General features: G+C 71.5%; 11 protein-coding genes. 8 read left to right on the top strand and 3 right to left on the bottom strand.

What is annotated here, in order from left to right; translation table 11 throughout:
* Nucleotides 1-15 precede the first annotated feature (15 nt).
* The 8 genes from ACZ6TB_RS00950 to ACZ6TB_RS00915 all read left to right on the top strand — a co-directional run bounded on the left by ACZ6TB_RS00950 (nucleotide 16) and on the right by ACZ6TB_RS00915 (nucleotide 13,064).
* The gene (locus tag ACZ6TB_RS00950) at nucleotides 16-2,529 is read left to right on the top strand and encodes a family 78 glycoside hydrolase catalytic domain (protein ID WP_465549152.1); all 2,514 of its coding nucleotides are present in this window, start codon (nucleotides 16-18) and stop codon (nucleotides 2,527-2,529) included.
* Nucleotides 2,522-3,877 carry a glycoside hydrolase family 43 protein gene (locus ACZ6TB_RS00945; RefSeq protein WP_465549150.1) on the top strand — a complete coding sequence of 452 codons (1,356 nt, stop codon included), beginning with the start codon at nucleotides 2,522-2,524 and terminating at the stop codon, nucleotides 3,875-3,877. The genes ACZ6TB_RS00950 and ACZ6TB_RS00945 overlap by 8 nt, the downstream gene beginning before the upstream one ends.
* Nucleotides 3,874-5,601 carry a PKD domain-containing protein gene (locus ACZ6TB_RS00940; protein ID WP_465549148.1) on the top strand — a complete coding sequence of 576 codons (1,728 nt, stop codon included), beginning with the start codon at nucleotides 3,874-3,876 and terminating at the stop codon, nucleotides 5,599-5,601. The genes ACZ6TB_RS00945 and ACZ6TB_RS00940 overlap by 4 nt, the downstream gene beginning before the upstream one ends.
* Nucleotides 5,602-5,610: 9 nt before the next feature.
* Nucleotides 5,611-7,311 carry a DUF5605 domain-containing protein gene (locus tag ACZ6TB_RS00935; RefSeq protein ID WP_465549146.1) on the top strand — a complete coding sequence of 567 codons (1,701 nt, stop codon included), beginning with the start codon at nucleotides 5,611-5,613 and terminating at the stop codon, nucleotides 7,309-7,311.
* Nucleotides 7,311-8,348 carry a family 43 glycosylhydrolase gene (locus ACZ6TB_RS00930; RefSeq protein WP_465549144.1) on the top strand — a complete coding sequence of 346 codons (1,038 nt, stop codon included), beginning with the start codon at nucleotides 7,311-7,313 and terminating at the stop codon, nucleotides 8,346-8,348. The genes ACZ6TB_RS00935 and ACZ6TB_RS00930 overlap by 1 nt, the downstream gene beginning before the upstream one ends.
* Complete coding sequence (locus tag ACZ6TB_RS00925) at nucleotides 8,345-10,714, top strand: glycoside hydrolase family 3 N-terminal domain-containing protein (protein WP_465549142.1); 2,370 nt, start codon at nucleotides 8,345-8,347, stop codon at nucleotides 10,712-10,714. The genes ACZ6TB_RS00930 and ACZ6TB_RS00925 overlap by 4 nt, the downstream gene beginning before the upstream one ends.
* A gap of 9 nt (nucleotides 10,715-10,723) precedes the next feature.
* Entirely contained in the window at nucleotides 10,724-11,749 is a 1,026-nt protein-coding gene (locus ACZ6TB_RS00920) for a LacI family DNA-binding transcriptional regulator (protein ID WP_465549140.1), read from the top strand.
* Nucleotides 11,750-11,876: 127 nt separating this feature from the next.
* Entirely contained in the window at nucleotides 11,877-13,064 is a 1,188-nt protein-coding gene (locus ACZ6TB_RS00915) for a multidrug effflux MFS transporter (RefSeq protein ID WP_465549138.1), read from the top strand.
* A gap of 456 nt (nucleotides 13,065-13,520) precedes the next feature.
* Here the strand turns inward: ACZ6TB_RS00915 and ACZ6TB_RS00910 are convergent, their stop codons facing one another.
* The 3 genes from ACZ6TB_RS00910 to ACZ6TB_RS00900 all read right to left on the bottom strand — a co-directional run bounded on the left by ACZ6TB_RS00910 (nucleotide 13,521) and on the right by ACZ6TB_RS00900 (nucleotide 16,858).
* On the bottom strand, nucleotides 13,521-14,585 hold the full coding sequence (locus ACZ6TB_RS00910; RefSeq protein ID WP_465549136.1) for a hypothetical protein: 1,065 nt from the start codon (nucleotides 14,583-14,585) through the stop codon (nucleotides 13,521-13,523).
* 82 nt (nucleotides 14,586-14,667) lie between these two features.
* Nucleotides 14,668-14,880 (bottom strand): hypothetical protein, encoded by a 213-nt coding sequence (locus ACZ6TB_RS00905; RefSeq protein WP_465549135.1) that lies wholly within the window; start codon nucleotides 14,878-14,880, stop codon nucleotides 14,668-14,670.
* Nucleotides 14,881-14,926: 46 nt separating this feature from the next.
* The gene (locus ACZ6TB_RS00900; RefSeq protein ID WP_465549133.1) at nucleotides 14,927-16,858 is read right to left on the bottom strand and encodes a hypothetical protein; all 1,932 of its coding nucleotides are present in this window, start codon (nucleotides 16,856-16,858) and stop codon (nucleotides 14,927-14,929) included.
* Nucleotides 16,859-16,873: the final 15 nt, after the last annotated feature.

Raw genomic sequence — 16,873 nt, 5'->3', positions numbered from 1 at the left:
ATCAGGAGTCACCTCATGGTTCAGCCCAGCGCACCTCGTTTCGAGCACCGCACCGAGCCCGGCCCGGTGCTCGGCATCGGCACCCCGGCCCCGCGGCTCTCCTGGACCGTGACGCACGCGGCGGAGGGCTGGCGCCAGACGGCGTACGAGGTGCAGGTCGCGGGCGAGGTCTTCACCGTACGCAGCGCCGAGCAGGTGCTGGTCCCGTGGCCGGCCCGGCCGCTGCGCTCGCGCGAACGGGCCGAGGTCAAGGTCCGGGTGGCGTACGGCGATGACTGGAGCCCGTGGAGCGAGCCGGCCACGGTCGAGGCGGCCCTGCTGGACGTGACCGACTGGACGGCACGCTTCGTCAGCCCGCTCGACCCGGGCGAACGGGCGCCCGTCGTCGTGGGCCGCGTCGAGGTGCCCGGGCCGGTCCGCAGCGCCCGGCTGTACGCGACGGCCCACGGCGTCTACGTGCCGTCGGTCAACGGCCGCCGCGTCGACGACACCGTCCTGGCGCCGGGCTGGACGTCGTACGAGCATCGGCTGCGCTACCACGTCTACGACGTCACGACCCTGATCCGGCCGGGGGAGAACGTCGTGGAGTTCGTGCTCGGCAACGGCTGGTACCGCGGACGGCTCGGCTGGACCAACCTGCGCGCGATCTACGGCGACCGGCTCGCCCTCCTCGCCCAGCTGGAGATCACCACCTTCGACGGTGCCGTCCACGTGCTGGCCACCGACGGCACCTGGCACGCCCGGCCGAGCGAGGTCCTCGCCGACGACCTGTACGACGGACAGACGGCCGACCTCCGCCCGCAGGACACGACGGCGAAAGGCGTCGAAGTCGTCGACGCCGACCTGACCCGGCTCGTCGCCCCGGACGGCCCCCCGATCCGGCCGACCGGCGTGTTGCCCGCCCGCAAGGTGTGGACCTCCCCGGCCGGCCGGACGCTCGTCGACTTCGGCCAGAACGCCGTCGGATGGGTCCGCCTGCGGGTCCGCGGCCTGCCCGCGGGCACGACGGTCGTGGTCCGCCACGCCGAGGTGCTGGAAGACAAGGAACTGGGCACCCGCCCGCTGCGGTCGGCCCGGGCCACCGACACCTGGGTGCTGGCCGGCGGTGATGAGGTGCTCGAACCCTCGCTGACCTTGCACGGCTTCCGCTACGCCGAGGTCACTGGAGTGCCGGACCTGCGCGCGGAGGACATCGAGCTGGTCATCATCGGCTCGGACCTGCGCCGCACCGGCTGGTTCGACTCCTCGCACGAACAACTCAACCAGCTGCACGAAAACGTCGTCTGGAGCACCCGCGGCAACTTCGTCGACCTGCCCACCGACTGCCCGCAGCGCGACGAGCGCCTCGGCTGGACCGGCGACATCCAGATATTCGGGCCGACCGCGACCTTCCTGTACGACACCACCGGCCTGCTCCGCTCCTGGCTGGCCGATCTGGCCACCGAGCAGCGCCCGGACGGCTCGGTGCCGCACGTCGTCCCCGAGGTCGATCGCTCCCCGGAGTTCCGCACGCCCACCGCGGCCTGGGGCGACGCCGCCACCGTCGTGCCCTGGACGATCTACCAGCGCACCGGCGACCTCCAGGTGCTCGAACGGCAACTGACGAGCATGAGCGCCTGGGTCGACAAGGTCGCCGCCCTGGCCGGCCCGGACCGGCTCTGGCGCGGCGGCTTCCAGTTCGGTGACTGGCTCGACCCGACCGCTCCGCCGGAAAACCCCGGCCAGGCCAAGGCCGACCCCGACGTGGTGGCCACCGCCCACTTCGCCCGCTCGTCGTGGATCGTGGCCGAGGCGGCCCGCCTGCTCGGCCGGGCCGCCGACGCGGAGAAATACCGCCTGCTGACCGAAGAGGTACGGGCCGCCTTCGCCGAGGCCTTCGTGACGCCGCAGGGCCGGATCCACTCCGACGCGCAGACCGTCTATGCGCTGGCTGTCGAGTGGGATCTGCTGCCGCAGGCGGAGCAGCGGGTGGCGGCCGGTCGCCGGCTGGCCGAGCTCGTGCGCGACGGCGGGTACCGGATCGCCACCGGCTTCGTCGGCACGCCGCTGGTCTGCGACGCGCTCACTAGCACGGGTCACCTCGACGTCGCGTACCGCCTGCTCCTGCAGACCGAGTGCCCGTCCTGGCTCTACCCGGTCACCATGGGCGCCACCACGGTGTGGGAGCGCTGGGACAGCATGCGCCCGGACGGCACCATCAACCCGGGGGAGATGACCTCCTTCAACCACTACGCCCTGGGCGCGGTGGCCGACTGGCTGCACCGCACGGTGGCCGGGCTCGCGCCCGCCGCGCCCGGATACCGCCGCCTGCTCGTGCACCCCCGGCCCACGCCGGAGCTCACCAGCGCGGCGGCAACTCATCTGACCCCGTACGGGAAGGCCTCGGTCTCCTGGCATCGCTCCGCCGGCCACCTGCGGCTCGACGTGCACGTGCCGGTCGGGGCGTCGGCCGAGGTCCACGTGCCGGGCGCGGATCAGGCCGTGACAGTCGGCCACGGCGACCACCGCTGGCTCGTGGCCGATGTCTGAGCCGATCATTCCGGGCTTCTACCCCGACCCGACGGTCTGCCGGGTCGGTGACGACTACTACCTGGCCCACTCCAGCTTCGAGTACTTCCCCGGCGCGCCGATCTGGCACAGCCGTGACCTGCTCCGCTGGACGCAGATCGGCCACATCCTGACCCGCCGCAGTCAGTTCGCCCGCGGGGACGGCCGCCCGTCCTCGGGGATGTACGCCGGGACGCTGCGGCATCACGACGGGCGATTTTTCTACGTCACCACGAACGTCAGCGACTACGACGGCGGCCAGCTGATCGTCACGGCCGACGACCCGGCCGGGCCGTGGAGCGAGCCGGTGCGGGTGCCCGAGGCGATCGGCATCGACCCCGACCTGGCTTGGGGCGACGACGGCACGTGCTACCTGAGCTGGAAGGCGATGAGCTTCGACGAGGGCGAGGTCGGCATCCGCCAGGCTCCGCTCGACATCTGGTCGGGCAGGTTCCTGGCCCCGGCGTACCCGATCTGGCAGGGCACTGGACTCGCCGCGGCCGAAGGACCGCATCTGTACACCATCGACGGCCTCTGGTATCTGCTGCTCGCCGAGGGCGGCACCGAACGCGGGCACGCCGTCACCGTCGCCCGCGGCCCGCACCCGTCCGGACCCTTCGAAGGGTGCCCGGACAACCCGATCCTCAGCCACCGCAGCACCGTCCACCCGGTCCAGAACACCGGCCACGCCGACCTGGTCCGCGCACCCGGCGGCGGCTGGGCCGCCGTCTATCTGGGCACCCGGCCTCGGGGCTGGACGCCGGGCTTCCACGTCCTGGGCCGAGAGACGTTCCTGGCCGGCATCGACTGGGTGGGCGGCTGGCCGGTGTTCGACGAGGACCGCTACCAGGTGCCGCCGGTCGACACCGGGTTCACGGAGGTGTTCGGCGACTGCGCGCCGCACCTGCGCTGGGTCGCCGACGGCAACGGCCTGCGGTGCACCCGGGTCCGCGATCTGCGCTGGTGCGCCGAGGCGACCCTGGACGGGCCGGGGCGCTTCGAGGTGCGCATCGACGACCGGCACGCGTACGGCCTGACCCGCCACCACGACCGAGTCGAGGCGTCGGCTCGCGTCGGCGACCTCGGCGCCGTCCTCGCCACCCTCCCCGTCGCGGACGGTCACACGGACCTGCGGATCGAGGCGGTGCCACCGCCGTCACGCGAGACCGGGCCCGACGAGATCGTCCTCTCCGCCGGCTCGCGCGAGCTCGCCCGCCTCGACGGGCGCTACCTCTCCACCGAAGTCGCGTCCGGGTTCACCGGCCGCATGCTCGCCACCGCCGGGGCGCACGTCCGGTCGGTGACCTACCGCCCCCAGGAGCAGTCATGAAAGCTGTCCTGAACTCTCTCCTTCTCGCCTCCGGCCTCATCCTCGTCCCGGCTTCCGCCGCCTCCGCCGCACCACCCGACTGCGCCCCCGCCACGCCCGGCGGGCCGGTCCAGGTCACGCCTGGCTGCGTCGACCCGCTGTACGCCCACCCCGTCATCGACAGCGCGCAGGACTTGACCACTCCGGTCACGCATCACCGGGTGTCCGGGCACTTCGACGGTACGGACGTCAAGTTCACGATCTACCTGCCGCCGGCCAGGCAATGGCAGGGCCGCTTCTTCCAGTACACGTACCCGACGTCGACCGAGAACGCCAACGACCGGGCGGTCGCCTTCGGAGCCGCCAGCGGCGCGTACACCGTCCAGACCAGCGGCACGGGCGGTTACCGCCACGACGCCGCGGCCGCGAAGTTCGCCGAGACCGTGGCGGCCGCCCACTACCGATCCGGGCACCGGCGGATCTACGGCTACCTGTACGGCCCGTCCGGCGGCTCCTTCCAGACCGTCGGCGCCATCGAGAACACCACCGGAGTGTGGGAGGGCGCCGTCCCGGTCGTGCTCGGCGTGCCCACCTCCATCCCCATCAACTTCTTCGTGCGCGCGCAGGCCCGGATGGTCCTGCGGGACGTGGCCGACCGAATCGCCGATGCCGTACGCCCCGGCGGGTCCGGTGACCCGTACGCCGGGCTCACACCGGTGCAGGCGGCGATGCTGCAGGAGGCCACGAGCCTGGGCGTTCCGCTCAAGGCGTGGGCCGACCCCGACTACGTGCTCGGCCTGTCGGCGCCGGACGGCCTGCTCGGCTTCGGCGCCGTGATTCAGCAGCTCGATCCCACGTACGCCGACGATTTCTGGTCCAAGCCCGGCTACCTCGGCACCGAGCAGTCGGCGCTCGGCGACATCGTCCGGGCCGAGCTGGCCCGGACCGGTGACCGCTGGGCCGTCGCGCTGCCCTCCTACTACCGCCACCAGATACCGCCGGCCGGCGAGGGCTACGACGTCTTCGACTCGTTGCGCGGCCGCTATCCGCAACGTCCGTTCCTGGTCGGCCCGGCGATCGCGAACAGCGTCACCGGCGGCGGCGCCTACACCGGCCGGATCAACGGCAAGGTCATCCTGGTCGACAACCTGGTCGACACCGACGCGTACCCGTGGCACGCCGACTGGTACGCCCGCCGGGTCCAGTCCCCGAGCGACTTCCGCCTGTATTACAACGACAACGCCGACCACCTTGAAGGACCGGTCACCGGGGCCAAGGCCAGCCGGATCGTCTCGTACGACCCGATCGTGGAGCAGGCGCTGCGCGACGTTGCCGACTGGGCCGAGCGCGGCGTGCGCCCACCGCAGTCGACGCGTTACACGGTCACCGACGGCCAGGTGCGCGTCCCGCCGACGGCCGCCCGGCGGCGCGGCATCCAGCCCGTCGTCGACCTCACCGTCCGCGGCCGCGACCGCGTCGACGTCAAAGCCGGCCAGATGGTCGACTTCCGGGCCCGAGTCGCGACACCGCCCGGAACCGGAAGGATCGTCTCCGCCGGCTGGGACTTCACCGGATCCGGCGCCTTCACCCCGGCCACCACGGGCTTCACCGCCAGCCACCGGTTCGCCGAACCCGGCACCTACTACGTGTCTTTCACAGTGGCCTCGTCCCGGTCCGGCCATGCGGAGTCGTTCGCCATGGTCGAGAACCTGGACCGGGTCCGCGTCGTCGTCCACCCCCGCTGAGGAGTTTCCGTGCTGAGCCATTTCATCACCGTCGGGCAGGTGCTCGACGCGCCGGGCGGACGAGCCGTACTGGAACGATTCCTGCCGCAGACCGTCGACCGCGCCGACGTCCGCGAGCTTCTCGTGCTGTTCTTCCTGCGGGTCACGCCGGGACTGCGCGACGACGAGCGGGCCCGGGCGGCGTTCTGGGCCGAGATCGACCCACTGATGTCGCCGATCATCCTCCGTGAGCACGCCGCCGCGATCACGCCGTCCCCGGTTGACGTGGATGCGACGCGCTCCTCGGCGCCCTGGTCCGTCGTGGGCTCGCCGACTCGATGGGGACTGCTGGAGATCGCCCTGCGCGGGCCGGCCGACGGTAACCCGTTCATCGACGTCGAGCTGACCGCCGAGTTCCGGTGCGGCGAGCGATCCTGGACGGTCGGCGGCTTCTACGACGGCGACGGCACGTACCGGCTGCGCGCGCTCGCGGAGGAGGAAGGAACCTGGCAGTTCGTCACCTCCGCCACGACCCCTTCGCTCGACGGGATTATCGGCGAGGTGACCGTCGGCCCGGCGGCCGACGGGGCGCATGGGCCAGTCCGGGTGGACGGGTTCCACTTCACCTACGCGGACGGAACCCGCTACCGGCCATGGGGGACCACCGCCTACGCGTGGAACTACCAGGACGACAAGACTCAGGCGCAGACGCTGGAGACGCTGGCCGCGTCGCCCTTCACCAAGCTGCGGATGTGCTTGTTCCCCAAGCATTTCGTCTTCAACAACGAGGAGCCCGCCCGGTTCCCGTTCCCCAGTTCGTCCGACCACACGCGGTTCGACACCGAGTTCTTCGCCCGTCTCGACGAGCAGGTGCGCCGTCTGGGTGAACTCGGCATCGAGGCCGACATCATCCTGTTCCATCCGTACGACAAGTGGGGTTTCTCGGATCTGGGGCCGGCCGTCGACGAGCGGGTGGTCCGCTACGTCGTACGCCGCCTGGCCGGGTATGCCAACGTCTGGTTCTCGCTGGCCAACGAGTACGACGCGATGCCCGGCAAGACGATCGCGGACTGGGACCGGATCGGTGCGACCGTCACCGCCGAGGACCCGCACGGGCACCTGGTGTCCATCCACAACTTCATCGAGCACTTCGACCACTCGCGGCCGTGGATCACCCACGCCAGCATCCAGCACGGCCGGGTCGAGGAGGTCACCGGCTGGCGCGAGCGCTGGGGCAAGCCGGTGGTCATCGACGAGGCCGGCTACGAAGGTGACATCGAGTACGACTGGGGCAACCTGACCGGCGAGGAGATGCTGCGCCGCTTCTGGGATGGGGCGGTGCGCGGCGGCTACGTCGGGCACGGCGAGACCTATTGGAACGCCGAGGAGAGGATCTGGTGGGCGAAGGGCGGTCAGCTGACCGGCATGAGCCCGCGGCGGATCGGCTTCCTGGCCGAGATCGTCGCCGCCGCACCGACCGGGATGCTCGAGCCCCTGCCGTCCGACTACGACCTGCCGTGGGCCGGCGTCCAGGACGAGTACCTCGTCACCTATTACGGCCTTGGCCGGCCGGGGGAGCGGCATATTCTGCTGCCCCCGGGCCGCTGGCACGTCGATGTTCTGGACACGTGGGAGTGCACCGCCGAACGGCGGCCCGGCACGTACGAGACCCTCGTGGTCGTGCCGCTGCCGGCCAAGCCCTATCAAGGTGTACGGCTGGTGAAGGCCTGATGCGGACGTCGTTCACGCCCGGCCAGGTCTGGCTCGACACCGACGGCAGGCGGATCCACGCCCACGGCGGTTCGCTCATCGAGGTCGACGGCACGTTCTACTGGTACGGCGAGAACAAGGAGCGCTCGACGCCGGGCAGCGGCATCTGGCACTGGGGAGTTCGCTGCTACTCGTCGACCGACCTCTACAACTGGACCGACCGCGGCCTGATCGTCCCGCCCGAGGTGGACGACCCGGCCTCACCGCTGCACCCGGCCATGTCGTTGGACCGGCCGCACATCCTCCGGCACTCCGGCTCGGGGCAGTACGTGTGCTGGATCAAGGTGATGTCCCCGGCCGGGCAACGCTCGACGGTCCTCGTGGCGGACGACATCCTGGGCCCGTACCGGATGGTCGGGAAAGATCTGAAGCCCCTGGGCATGAACGCCGGGGACTTCGACCTGGTCGTCGATCCGACCGACGGCAAGGGCTACTACTACTTCGAGCGGGTCCACAGCGAGCTGATCTGTGCCGACCTGACCGACGACCACACCGGCGTGACCGGGTATTACTCCACCCACTTCCCGCTGGTGCAACCGCCGTACGTCCGGGAAGCGCCCGCCTATTTCGCCCGGCGCGGCCGGCACTATCTCGTCACCTCGGGCACGACCGGCTACTACCCGAACCCGTCCGAGGTCGCCGTCGCCCCCAGCTATCACGGCCCGTGGACGGTCCTCAACGACCCGCATCCGGACGACCCGAGCCGCAGCTCGTACCAGTCGCAGGTCAGCTCGGTCTTCCGGCACCCGCACAAGCGAGACCTGTACATCGCGCTGGCCGACCGCTGGCTGCCGCGCTACACCGCCTCCAGCGCGGCGGCGATCGCCCTGCACGCCGAGCGGTTCGCCCCGTTCGGCGGCCATCACGACGGCCCGTGGTCCGACCTCACGGAGGTCGACACGTCGATCGCGGACTACGTCTGGCTGCCCTTCCGGTTCGACGGGGAACGCGCCCTCCTCGACTGGCACGACGAATGGCGCGTGGAGGACTACGCATGAGCCCCACCTGGCGCGACGAGCACCTGGAGGCCGGTCACCGGGCCGAGCTGCTGCTGGCCGAGATGACCACCGCCGAGAAATGTCACCAGCTCACCGCCCGGATGGCGTGGTCACTGGTGAAGGCCGACGGCACCGACGCCGACGGCGCCGAGGACGTGCTCCGCAATCCGCCGGGGCACGTGGCGCAGCTGATCCTCGCCGACCCGGCGCAGTTGGCCGCGATGGTCGGCACGATCCAGAGACAGGTGCTGTCCCGCAGCCGGCTCGCCATTCCGGTGCTCTTTCACGCCGAGGCGCTCAGCGGCTTCCTCAACGGCGGGCACATGGTGTTCCCGTCCGGCACCGGGCTCGCCGCCGGCTGGAGCCCCGACCTCGTCGAGGAGATGGCCGGCCTGATCCGGCGGCAGATGCGCCGTACCGGCCTGATGCACGCGCTGTCGCCGGTGCTCGACGTGGCCCTCGACCCGCGGTGGGGGCGCGTGCACGAGACCTTCGGCGAGGACCCGTACCTCTGTGCGGCCCTGGGGGTGGCCTACGTGCGCGGCCTGCAAGGGAATGACCTTTCGCAAGGTGTGATGGCCACCGGCAAGCACTTCCTGGGATACGCGGCGCCAGCCGGCGGCCTGAACCTGTCGGCCTTCGAGTCCGGCGCCCGGCGCACGCGTGACCTGTTCGCCTATCCGTTCGAGGCGGCGATTCGCCTGGCCGGGCTGCGGTCGGTGATGAACTCGTACGCCGACGTCGACGGTGTGCCCGCCGGTGCCTCGCCGGAGGTGCTCCAGGACCTGTTGCGCGACACGCTCGGCTTCGACGGCTTCGTCTCCTCCGACTACACCACCCTTGAGCAGCTCGTCGACCGGCAGCGGGTCGCGAAGGACGCAGCGGAGGCCGGGCGCCTGGCCATCGGGGCCGGGCTCGACGTCGAGATGCCCAATCCGTACGGCTACGGCGACGTGCTCGCCGCCGAGGTCGAGCGGGGGGCGGTCGACGTCCGGCACGTCGACGACTGCGTCCGCCGGGTGCTGAAGGCGAAGTTCGAGGTCGGGCTCTTCGAGCATCCATATCCGGTGGAGAGCATCGACGTGGCCGCCGTGGCCCGCGAGGGCGGCGACCTGTCGCTCGAGCTGGCCCGGCGCTCGGTCGTGCTCGCCCTGAACGACGGCATCCTGCCGCTGGCCACCGGCGGGCTCGACGTCGCCGTCATCGGGCCACACGCCGACGCCCCGACGTTCCAGTTCCCGACCTACACGTACGCGTCGTGGCGCGAGGCCAACGAGGCCGTGATGCGCGGCGAGCTCGGCACCATGAACGGGGCCGAGGACACCGTATCCGCCTGGTACTCGGCCCTTTTCGGCGCGTGGGACGGCGACAGCTTGACTCCCTCGCTGGCGGCCGAGATCGGCGACCGCGCCGGCACGGTCCGGGTCGAGGGCGGCTGCACCCTGACCGAGGATCTGGGCTCACTCGACGTGGCGGTCGAGGCGGCGCGGGCGGCCGACGTCGTCGTGCTGGCGCTGGGCGGGGCCAGCCTGTGGTTCACCGGTGAGCGGACCGAGGGCGAGGCCAGCGACACCGCGGACATCACCCTGCCGGCCGCGCAGGTGCGGCTGGCCGAGGCGGTGGCGGCCACCGGCACCCCGCTGGTGGTCGTGCTCGTGCAGGGCCGGGCCTACGCGCTGCCGAAGGTCATCCAGGACGCCGCGGCCATCGTCGTCGCCCCGTACGCCGGACCGTTCGGCACCCGGGCGATCGCCGACGTGCTCTTCGGCGTGGTGAACCCGTCCGGCAAGATGCCGTACAGCCTGCCCAGGCACAGCGGCCAGATCCCGGTCCACCACCACCAGAAGGCCGGCTCGGGCTACCGCAACCCCTTGCCGCCCGGCGTCTCCCGGCACTACCTCGACCTGGAGGCCACGCCGCTGTGGCCGTTCGCCCACGGGCTGAGTTACACCACGTTCGCGCTCGGCGACCTGGACTGCGGCCCCGACATCGACGCGTACGGCACGGCCCAGATCAGCGCCACCGTGGCCAACACCGGTGATCGGGCCGGGGCCACGGTGGTGCAGCTCTACCTGCGGGTCAACACTTCACCGGTCACCCGGCCCGCCCAGCAGCTCGCCGGCTTCGCCCGGGTCGAGGTGGCCGCCGGCGAGAGCTGCCGCGTCACGTTCGAGGTCGACGCCTCGCACCTGGCGTACACCAACCTGGCCCGCCAGGTGGCGGTCGAGCCGGCGCCGGTGGACGTCTTCGTCGGCCTCGACTCCGACGACCGGTCGCTGGCGGGCTCGTTCGCCGTGGCGGGGCCCGCGCGGATGGTCGAGGGCGCCGAGCGGTCGTTCCTCTCGCGAGCACGCCTGCACCCTTAGGATCGGCGGGTGGTCTCGACACCGGACAGCCAGGACGCGCGCCGCGTCACCATCCAGGACGTGGCGCGCGAGGCCGGCGTGTCGGTCTCGGCCGTCTCCAAGGTCGTCCGGGACGCGTACGGGGTCAGCGACGGTATGCGGGAGAAGGTCACCGCCGCCATCGACGCGCTCGGCTATCGCCCGCACACCGGCGCCCGGGCGATGCGCGGCCGCTCGTACACGGTCGGAGTGATGCTCATCGAGCTGTCGTCGCCGTTCCAGCCGCAGATCATCGACGGCATCACGGCCGAGCTCGAGCCCACGCCTTTCCAGGAGATTCTGATCGCCGGCGGCCCGTCGCCCGAGCGGCAGAAGCGCAGCATCGAGGCCCTGGTCGACCGGCAGGTCGACGGGCTGATCGTCATCGCGCCCTGGATGGAGCAGGCTTGGCTGGAGAAGCTGGGCGCGAGCCTGCCGACGGTCGTGCTGGCCCGGCACGGCGGCGCCGACACCTTCGACACGATCGTCGACGACGACTTCGAGGGCGCCCGCCTCATGGTCGACCACCTGGTGGCCCTCGGGCACCGGCGCATCGTGCACACCAGCCAGCCCTCAGGCGGGCTGGAACGCCCGTACGTCCTGTCGCACACGCCGCGGCTCGACGGCTACCAGGAGACGATGCGACGGCACGGGCTGGAGCCGGACGTCATCGTCACCAGCTACTCGGAAGAGGGCGGATACGAGGCCGCCCGGGAGGCGCTGGCCCGTCCGGTCCCGCCGACCGCGATCTTCGCCGGGGCCGACATCGCCGCGCTGGGCGTGCTGCGCGCGGCCGAGGAGCTCGGCCTGCGGGTTCCGGAAGACCTCAGCGTCGCCGGGTACGACAACATCTATATGTCGACGATCGGCCGCATCTCCCTGACCACGATCGATCAGTCGGCTCAGCTCACCGGTTCTCGCAGCGCCCGGTTGCTGCTGGAGCGCATCGATGGTCGTACCCGCCCGGTGCACTACCTCATCGCGCCGCGCCTGATGGCTCGCGGCACGACCGCCTGACGTCTCCTTGACTGCGGCCGGCCGTGCCGCCTACGCTATTTGTAGAACGTTGCACGGGTTGGCCGGCGACGACCCTACGGGGGCAGTGCGCAGCCGTTGAGCGGCTGCCCGATCGCAAAGGCCCCCGGTGAACTCCGCCCGCCGTACCCTGCTTGTGCTCGGCCTCCTCGTCGCGCTCGGCCCGTTCACTGTCGACCTTTACATTCCGGCGTTCCCGCTCGTCCAGGCCGACTTCGGCACGGGCGCGGCCGCCGTGCAGTTCACGTTGACGGCCACCACCATCGGCTTCGCGCTGGGCCAGCTGGCCATCGGGCCGTGGAGCGACAGCATCGGGCGTCGCCGGCCCCTGCTGGTGGCCACCGCCTTGCACGTCGCCGGCAGCCTGGGCGTCGCCGCGGCGCCCACCGTCGAAGTCATGCTCGTCTTCCGGCTGCTGCAGGGCGCCGGAGCCGCGGGCAGCGGCGTCGTGGCCCTGGCCATGGTGCGCGACCTCTTCGACGGCGCCCGGTTCGTCGGGATGGCCGCCCGGCTCGCCGTGGTGACGGGGCTCGCGCCGGTCGTCGCACCCTTCGCCGGCTCGCTGATGCTGAGTCACATGCCCTGGCGGGGTCTGTTCGTCTGCATCGCGCTCTACGGCTTGGCGGTGCTCGCCGTCGCAGCGTTCCTGATCCGGGAGACGGCCCCACCGGTGCGGCGAACGGGGGCGCCGCTCGGGCGCTACCACGTGCTGGTGACGGATCGAGGCTTCGTCGGCGCCGCCCTCGCCGGTGGTCTGCTGGTCTCCAGCGTCTTCACCTACATGACCTCGTCGTCGTTCCTCTTCCAGGAGACGTACAGCCTCTCCGCCCAGCGGTACAGCCTGGTCTTCGCGGCGAACGCGGTGGGTTTCGTGATCGGGGCGCAGACATCCGCGCGGCTGGTCGCCCGGATCGGGCCGCGGCGGCTGCTTCAATACGTGCTGCCCGCGCTCGCCGGCCTCGGCTCCACCCTCTTGTTCGTTGCCTTCGCCGGCGAGAACGTGGTGGCGGTGACTTTCGTGACGGTGCTCTACTTCCTCCTGGCGGGCTCCGTCGGGCCCTGCCTGCAGGTGATCGGCATGGCCCCGCACGGCGAGAGGGCCGGGACCGCCGCGGGGTTGATGGGTGCCGCGAACTTCGGCCTGGCCGGCGCGACCGCGCCGGTGGCCGGCCTGCTGGGCGTCGGCTCGATCGGCCCGATCGGCCTGGTCATGGGGCTGACCATGGCGGTCGCGGCGGTTGTTTTCCGGGTGTTGGTCGGCGATCGGCGCGAAGCACGGGCCGAGGCCCACGACTGATGTTGCTCTCGTGATCACTCGGCTGTCGTCAGGACGCACGCCCGGGTGGCCGACGCCTGGCGGGACTGGCAGCACAAGCTGTCCACGACGTCGATCCTCGACAACCAGGCGGTGTCGGTCGAGGACCGGTCACCACGCCGCGTGGCGACGGGACGCTGCACCCGGGGTCCGGCCAACGGCTGGTACGCGCATGCCCTGCGCAGCGGCACCGGCCGTATCCGGGCCGGCGGCCCGGCACGTGACCTGAACAACGGCGTCGGCGTCTTCCCGATCCCGCCGGAGGGGACCCGCGCCGATGGGTCACCGGGATGCGGGGGTGGTGTGACCCGCTTCGGAGTGGTTCTGGCCGCGGTCATGGATGCCGGTCGACTGGTTGGCGTGCGCAGATCGGCCAGGTGGGCCAGCCCCGCGGAGGCGTCGACCGTCCGTGGGCCTTCCTCGCGCCACGGGCGGCGATCAATCGTCGGCGCCGCCCCCGTCCGGTTCGGTGCCGGGCCGGTCATGGTGCAGTCGACCGGCGAAGTCGGCCTTCGACACCTCGACCTGCAGCTGCGCCACGTCGGCGCGAACGGCCTTCACCTCCCAGTAGAAGGCTTGTGACGGCGCGGCGCCGTCCGCCGAGCGGACGGAGAAGCCTCCGTCGCGGACGGCGGACGCCGCCAGGGCCGCGACCGGCGCCGCGGTTTCCGCCCTGGTCGATGAGGAAGGACTTCGTGGTGCCGTAGGCGCCGCCGAAGCAGAACAGGTCGGCCGCCGCCTCGCCGCCGACGTGCACCGGCTGACCGGTGCTCCAGTTGAGGAAGAGCGGATCGTCGGCGTCCTGGGCGTGGTGCTTGCCGTCGACGTGCCGGGTGGCGAGATGCCCGTGACGCCGGCGGTCACCCCGTTGGCGATTCCACCGCCGGCCACGTGCAGGGCGGCCAGCGGTTGCGCGGTGCCGACGCCGAGGTTGCCGGGGACATGGACGGCTCCGGTGGCGCCGTCGATCGCGAGGCGCAGATTCCATGCGGTGGGGGCGGCCGGCGTGGTGGTCCACACTTCCAGCCGAGGGGCCGCATCCGCATCGTCGATCTCGACGGTGACGGCGGGCCGGGCCGGGTCGGGGAACACCCAGGCGTCGTTGTGGTGCGCGTTGTACGCGAGGCTGCTCCAGCCCGGTGCTCCGCTGAGGTACAGAGCGTTCTGGAGGGTGACGCGGCCGGCGGCGATCGACAGCTCGGCGAACGTACCCGCGTCGGCGGACAGGTCGATGCCGTCGGTCGCGTCGGGGACCTGCAGCTGGAGGCCGCCGCCGGGGCGAGGACCGAGACGCCCGGCGGGTATGTCGGTGACGCTGAGCCGGCCGGAGGTGGTCTGCGACGCACCGGTTCGCAGCTCCACGGATTCCGCGGCGGGGGTGAGGCCGTGCCGCCCGGCGGGACTGAGGCCGTCGGCTACCACCGCGCCGCCGGCGTCGAGGGTGATGACGGCCTGCCCGCCCGCCGCCAGCGCGATCTGGCGGCCGCGTCTGTCCATCGCCACCCCGGGTCCCCCGGCACGTGGTATTCGGTACGGATGATTCGCTCGCTCGCCATGGTTTCCCCTCCCGGCGCCGCGACCGGGTTCAGGCTCCGGCAGTGCCGGGATCGGCCAGCACCTCTTCCAGGACCTGCATGGCGCCGCTGATGCGCAGCACGGTCTGCCGCAGCAGGGTCTGCTCCCGGTCCAGTTCACGAAGCCTGTTCTCGCCGAGCTGAAGTTCCTGGCGCAGCACCGTCAGCCGATCCTCGGTGCGTTGCCGCAACGCGGCTTCGGTGTTCTCTGCTGTGATGGTCATGCCGGATCCCCTTACCAGTTGCGGATGTCGCGGGAGTCCTCGGCGGTCAGCCCAGGAACTGGAACATGTTCTGGTCCTCGCCGCCGTCCTGGTCGGCCTGCACGATGCGCCGGGTGACGCTCCGGTGGCGTTCGACCAGATCCTGGTGGCGGGCCCAGTGGACGCTCCGGGTCAGGCCACCGCCGAACAGCCTCGGGTGCCGGTAGAGTCCCCGCTCGTCTTCGGGCTTGTCCTCTTCCACCAGAAGGGGGTGCGCCCGGGCCCACGCGTCGTCGCGGACTCCGGTCACCTGCCAGGACACCTTCGTCCCGGGGCGGCCGCCGGCGATGGTGAACTCGCCGTCCTGGAGTTCCGTCTTGACGTACACGCCGGCCTGTTCGCGGATGGCGGTGAGCTGGTAACGGAGATCGGTGTTGAGGACGTCGAACCATGCCGGCAGGCGAACGACGGCCTCCCCGGCCGCGTCCAGAGTGACGTTGCCGGTGTAGACGTTGGTCCGCTCGGAGGACTCGACGGCGGTGTGCCGCAGGTACTTGCCCTCCGGATCCAGCGGATGGTCGATGAGGAACTGCTTGTCGTTGGCGGTCAGGGTGCCGTTCACATTGACGTTGCCCAGCAGGTTCGACACCCCCAGCGCCATCAACGCGACATTGTTGCTGGCGCCCATCAGGGCGGTGCCGTCCGGCGACGAGGCGCCGAGCGCCGTTCCGCTGGTGGACTGGGCGCAGATCGCGGTGCCGAGACCGTTCGTCACGGTTAGGGCGGTCTGGTTGCGGTCGTCGTGTTGCATGCTCACGATGCCGTTGACGTCGCTTCTGCCGCCCAGCCGCAGACCGGCCGGAACGTCGACGACGCCGGTGTTGCCGTCGATGCCCAGGCGCAGGTTCCAACCGGTCGGGTTGGCGGAGGTGGTGGTCCAGACCTGGAGCCGCGGGATGTTGTTGGCGTCGTCCATCTCGACGGTGACGGCGGGCCGCGCCGGATCGGGGAAGACCCAGTCGGTGTTCGCGTCGTTGTGGTGGGCGTTGTAGGACAGGCTGCTCCAGCCGGTGGAACCGCCCAGGAACAAGGCGTTCTGGCGCAGGCCCGGGTTGGCGGTCACGTGCAGCGCGTGGCTCGGTGTGTCCGTGCCGACGCCGAGCCGCGCGGTGGTGGGGTCCAGCACGATGGGCTCGGCCCCGTCGGCGCGGCGCAGCGCGAACCGGTCGGTGGCCACCGACATCTTCGCGAAGGTGCCCCCTTCCGCGGCGAAGTCGACCAGCCCGGCCGGGTCGTCGACCTGAAGCCGGACGCCGCCACCGGGACGGGCCCCGAGATGTCCGGCCGTCAGCTCCGAGACGCTGAGTCCGTCCGCGCCGGCGGCGGCGACCGGCGTGCGCAGCCGTACCTCGGTCACCGCCGGTGCGGGACCGGTGCGACCGTCGGGAGTGAGCCCGCCGGGCCGTACCACGCCGGCGTCGTCGAGGTCGGCCGTCGCCAGCACCACGCGCTCGTCCGGCGGGGTGCCGGCCGACGTCAGCCGCAGCCAGGGGGTGTGGTTGTCCTGGAAGATCTTCTGCCCGGAGCTGGCGAACAGGTCCTGGTCGAAGGTCTCCCGCCAGGTCACGCTGACTTCGCAGCTGCCGCTGCTGCCGCCGGTGGGCAGCTCCACGCCCGTGGCGTCGACCGGAACCAGCTGGCTGGTCTGGTCCGGATCGGCGGAGATCTCCGCGAAGCCGCCGGCGGCCAGCGAAATGTGCCGGCCGGCACCGTCGAGGGCCACACCCGGGGAGATCCGGATCGTGGACCCGCCGGCGGTGGCGGTGACGGTGAGCCCTTCGACCACCCCGGAACCGTGTGCGCCGGCGTGCACCTGCTCGAGGGACCGCACATACTCCTCGAGGTCGACGCCGCTCTCGGCGTGAGTCGTGGATCCCAGCCGCGGCAGGCCGCTGCCGGGCACCCGGTATTCGGTGCGGCTGATTCTCCGGCTTGTCATGCTGTGACCTCCTCT

This window comes from Actinoplanes sp. NPDC051537 (genome assembly GCF_055586105.1).
The sequence above is the reverse complement of the archived record's forward strand: the minus strand, read 5'-3'. Positions and strand labels throughout refer to the sequence as shown.